The sequence below is a fragment of the Sphingomonas sp. genome (assembly GCF_042096255.1).
Classification (GTDB): Bacteria; Pseudomonadota; Alphaproteobacteria; order Sphingomonadales; family Sphingomonadaceae; genus Sphingomonas.
Window position 1 is genome coordinate 1 of sequence record NZ_JBELLZ010000152.1, and the last position, 4,957, is coordinate 4,957.

Sequence of the window (4,957 nt, forward strand, 5' to 3'; positions counted from 1 at the left end):
CGTCAAGGGCCTCACCCGACTGATGGAGGAAGTCCCCGCGCGCGAACGCGGCACCTATGCAGCGCTCGGCCACCCCGCGGTGATCCGCCACCTTCAGCGCATCGGTGTCACCGCGATCGAGCTGCTGCCGATCCACGCCTTCACCCAGGACCGCTTCCTCCAGGAGAAGGGCCTGCGCAACTATTGGGGCTATAACACCCTAGGGTTCTTCGCGCCCGAACAGGCCTATATGGCCGGCGACCACCAGGATGAGCTGCGCCGCGCCGTCCACCGCCTGCACAAGGCCGGGATCGAGGTGATCCTCGATGTGGTGTATAACCACACCTGCGAGGGATCGGAGAAGGGCCCCACCCTCTCCTGGCGCGGGCTGGACAATGCCAGCTACTATCGCCTCGTCCCCGATCAGCCGCGCTACACGATCAACGAGACGGGCACCGGCAACACGCTGAACATGACCAAGGCGCGGGTGATCCAGATGGTCGCCGATTCGCTGCGCTATTGGGCGACCAGCTTCGGGGTGGACGGCTTCCGCTTCGATCTCGGCCTCACCCTCGGGCGCGAGGATTACGGCTTCGATCCGGGCGCCGCCTTCTTCGACGTGCTGCGACAGGACCCGGTGCTCGGCCGGCTGAAACTGATCACCGAGCCCTGGGATGTCGGCCCCGGCGGCTATCAGCTCGGCAACTTCCCGCCCGGCTTCGCCGAGTGGAACGACAAATATCGCGATACCGTGCGCCAGTATTGGGCGGGAGCGCCCGGCCAGCGCGGCGATCTCGCCGCGCGGCTGTCGGGCTCGGGCGACCTGTTCGACCGGCGCGCGCGGCGGCCGTGGGCGAGCGTCAACTTTCTCGCCGCGCACGACGGCTTCACCCTCGCCGACACGGTGACCTACGAGCAGCGCCACAATGAGGCGAACGGCGAAGACAATCGCGACGGCCACGACAACAATCATTCGCGCAACTGGGGCGTGGAAGGCCCGACCGACGATCCGCTGGTCAATGACGCCCGCACGCGTGTGATGCGATCGATGATGACCACCCTGCTCGCCTCGCTCGGTACGCCGATGCTGGTGGCGGGCGACGAGTTCGGGCGGACGCAGCAGGGCAACAACAATGCCTATTGCCAGGACAATGAGATCAGCTGGCTCGACTGGCAGGCCGCCGCGACGCCGGAGGGGCAGCAGCTGATCGACTTCACCGCGCGCCTCACCGCGCTGCGCCGCCGCTACCCCGTGCTCCATGCACCGACGTTCCTGTACGGGCAGGATTCGCCCGGCCACGGCGTCAACGACATCGAATGGTGGGACGAGCGCGGCCAGGCGCTCAGCCCCGATGACTGGCAGAACCCGGAAGGCCGCGCGCTGCTGATGCGCCGCGCGCTACGTACCGAAGCGGGCGAGGTCGAGACCGTGTCGCTGCTGCTCAACGCCAGCGCGGACCCGATCACCTTCCAGCTGCCGCCCCCCGGCGACCGCCGCCGCGTGCTGATCGACAGCGCCCGGCCCGAGCAGGCGGAGGTGGAGATCGGCAACGACTATGAGGTCGCGCCCCAATCGGCGGTGCTGCTGACGTGGACGAGCGCATGGGAATGAGCTGGGGGCCGGAGGTCAGGCCGGAGGGCACGCGCTTCACCCTGTGGGCGCCAGATGCGGAAATGGTGGCGGTGGAAACCGAAGCGGGCGCCACCGCCATGACCCGCGACGCCGAAGGCTGGCATTCCGCCACCCTCCGCACCGGCCCCGGCGCGCGTTACCGTTTCCGTATCGGCGACACCGCGGTGCCCGATCCCGCCGCGCACGCGCAGTCAATCGGCGTCCACGGCTGGAGCGTCGTCGTCGATCACCGCCACGACTGGCAGACCGAATGGCACGGCCGCCCGTGGCACGAGACCGTGCTGCTCGAACTCCACCCCGGCCTGCTCGACGGTTTCGCGGGCATCCGGCGCCTGCTCCCCGAGATCGCTGCCACCGGGATCACCGCGATCGAGCTGATGCCGATCGGCGCGTTCGGCGGCACCCGCGGCTGGGGCTATGACGGCGTGCTGCCCTATGCGGTCCAGGAGGATTACGGCTCCCCCGCCGAGCTCAAGGCGCTGATCGATGCCGCGCATGCGCACGGCCTCTCCGTCTTCCTCGACGTGGTGTACAACCACTTCGGACCCGACGGGAACTACCTGGGCCTCTACGCCAGCGGCTTCTTCGACGAGAGCAAGCACACGCCCTGGGGCGGCGCGGTGGCGGTCGATCGCGAGCCGGTCGCCCGCTTCTTCATCGACAATGCACTGATGTGGCTGCGCGACTATCGGATCGACGGCCTGCGCCTCGATGCGGTCCATGCCATCGAGAACCCCGCCTTTCTCGATCGCCTCGCCGCCGAGGTTCGCGCCGCGCTCCCCGACCGCCACGTCCACCTCGTCCTCGAAAACGAAAGCAACGACGCCGCCCGCCTGCGCGACGGCGCCTTCGATGCGCAGTGGAACGACGACTTCCACAACGTCCTCCACGTGCTGCTCACCGGCGAGCACCACGCTTACTACCGCGACTTCGCCGAGCGTCCCGCAGAACGCCTCGCCCGCTGTCTGGCGGAGGGCTTCATCTACCAGGGCGAGGGCTCGCCCAACCACGACGGCAGGCCACGCGGTTCGCCGAGCGCGCATCTGGAGCCGACCCGCTTCGTCGCCTTCCTCCAGAACCACGACCAGATCGGCAACCGCGCGCTCGGCGAGCGGCTGACCGTCCTCGCCGATCCTGCAAAGCTCCGCGCCGCCACCGCGCTGCTGCTGCTCTGCCCGCAGATCCCGTTGCTGTTCATGGGCGACACCGAGGGCAGCGAGACGCCGTTCCTGTTCTTCACCGACTTCCACGACGACCTAGCCGATGCGGTACGCGACGGGCGCCGCCGCGAGTTCGCCAAGTTCCCCGCGTTCGCCGACAACAGTGCGCGCGCGGCGATCCCGGACCCCAACGCCCGCGCCACCTTCGAGGCCTCGCGCCCGCAGCCCGGCCCCGATGCCGCAGCGTGGCGCGCACTCTACCGCGACCTGCTCGCACTTCGCAGCGGCCGCATCGTCCCGCCCCTCCCCGGCACCCGCGCGATCGGTGCGGAGGCGACCGGCCCCGCCGCAGTGACCGCGCGCTGGCGGCTCGGCGACGGATCAACGCTGGGCATCGCGCTGGACCTCGGCGACGCCCCCGCGCTGCCCGCGGTCGCCGATCCGCTGTTCACCGAGGGCGACCGCTTCGTCGCCTGGATCGAGCGATGACCATCCACGCTCGCGCCGCCGCCGCCGGGCTCCAGCGCGACTGGGAGGACGCCAGCAGCCGCCCGCAGCGGGTGGACGATGCGGTGCTGGAGGCGATCCTCGCCCGCCTTGACACCAGCGCGCCCGAGCAGCCGTTTCTTTCGGGCGAGGCGGGCCAGCCGGTCGATTTTTCTGCGCTCCTCACCCTCAACGGGACGGACGAAACTGGTGAGTTGATCCTCGAAGACGGCACCTCCCTCCCCATACCGCTCGACCGTCCCCTCATCATCGACGCGATCGGCTACCACCAGCTCCACCACGCCGGCCGCACCTCTACCCTCGCCATCGCGCCGCCGCGCTGCCCGCACCCGACCGGCCGTAGCTGGGGAGCCGCCGTCCAAATCCCCTCACTTCGCAGCCCGGACAACACCGCCTATGGGGATCTCGCTACCCTCGCCCGCTCCGCCGCCGCGCTCGGCCGTGCCGGGGCGCAGGCGCTGGCGATCAGCCCCACGCACGCGCTATTCCCCGGTGATCCCACGCGGTTCAGCCCCTATTCGCCCTCGACGCGGCTGTTCCACAACGTCCTGCTCGCCGATCCTGCGCTGATCGGCGCGCCGCCCACCTCCGCTGCCGCACCCGACCTGATCGACTGGCCGGAAGCCGCCCGCGAACGGCTCCTTCACCTCCGTACCGCCTTCGACCGGGCCCCGGAAACGGTCCGCACCACCGTCGCCGCCTTCCGCGCCGAGTGTGGCGAGGCGCTGGAGCGGCACGCCCGCTTCGACGCGCTCCACGCCAACACCGGCATCGGCAACTGGCGCGACTGGCCGGCAGAGTACCGCGATCCTGCCGGCGACGCGGTCCACCGTTTCGCCGCCGCTCACGCGGAAGACGTCGCCTTTTACGCCTTCCTCCAATGGCTCACCGACCTAAGCCTCGCCGAGGCACAGCGTAGCGCCCGCCAGCACATGAACATCGGCCTGATCGCCGACCTGGCCGTCGGCATGTGCCCGGGCGGCAGCCACGGCTGGAGCCGCCGCGACGAGCTGCTGACCGGCCTCACCATCGGTGCCCCGCCCGATCCGCTCGGCCCGGACGGGCAGAGCTGGGGCATCACCGCGCTCGATCCGTTCGCACTCGCGCGCACCGGCTTCCGCGGCTTCATCGAGACGATCCGCGCCGCGCTCGCCCATGCCGGCGGCATCCGCATCGACCATGCGCTGGGGCTCGATCGCCTGTGGGTAATCCCGGAGGGCGCGTCCGCCAGCGACGGCGCTTATCTCACCATGCCCGGTCCGCACCTCAAGCGGATCGTCGCGATCGAGGCACATCGCGCGAACGCCATCGTGATCGCCGAAGACCTCGGCACCGTGCCGCCGGGCTTTCGCGACGATCTCGCCGCGCGCGGCATGCTGGGCATGCGCGTGCTGCCGTTCGAGCGCGATCGGACGGGCGCGTTCACCCGGCCAGCCGGCTGGGACGCGGAGGCGGTGGCGATGACCGGCACGCACGACACGCCGACGCTCGCCGGCTGGTGGACCGGCCGCGACATCGCCTGGCGACGCAGCTTCGCGTCTGTCTCCGACGATGCCGACGACATCCGCGCCGACGAGCGCAAGTCGTTGTGGGCGGCGGTCGGCGGCCCCGGCGATCCGCCCGCCGATCCACCGCTCGACCCGATCCTCGATGCCGTCGCCGACGCCCCCGCCCCGCT

At 70.5% G+C, this 4,957-nt stretch carries 3 protein-coding genes; all 3 read left to right on the forward strand.

Translation table 11 applies throughout. The features are described 5' to 3' along the window. A partial coding sequence (gene glgX, locus ACFDTH_RS17325; protein ID WP_375288802.1) for a glycogen debranching protein GlgX occupies positions 1-1,591 on the forward strand: 1,591 nt, incomplete at its 5' end. Further along, a complete protein-coding gene (treZ, locus tag ACFDTH_RS17330) occupies positions 1,570-3,261 on the forward strand; it encodes a malto-oligosyltrehalose trehalohydrolase (RefSeq protein ID WP_375288803.1) in 1,692 nt (563 codons plus the stop codon). The genes glgX and treZ, both read left to right, overlap by 22 nt. Continuing rightward, the coding region (gene malQ, locus ACFDTH_RS17335) for a 4-alpha-glucanotransferase (RefSeq protein WP_375288804.1) at positions 3,258-4,957 on the forward strand (1,700 nt) is incomplete at its 3' end. The genes treZ and malQ, both read left to right, overlap by 4 nt.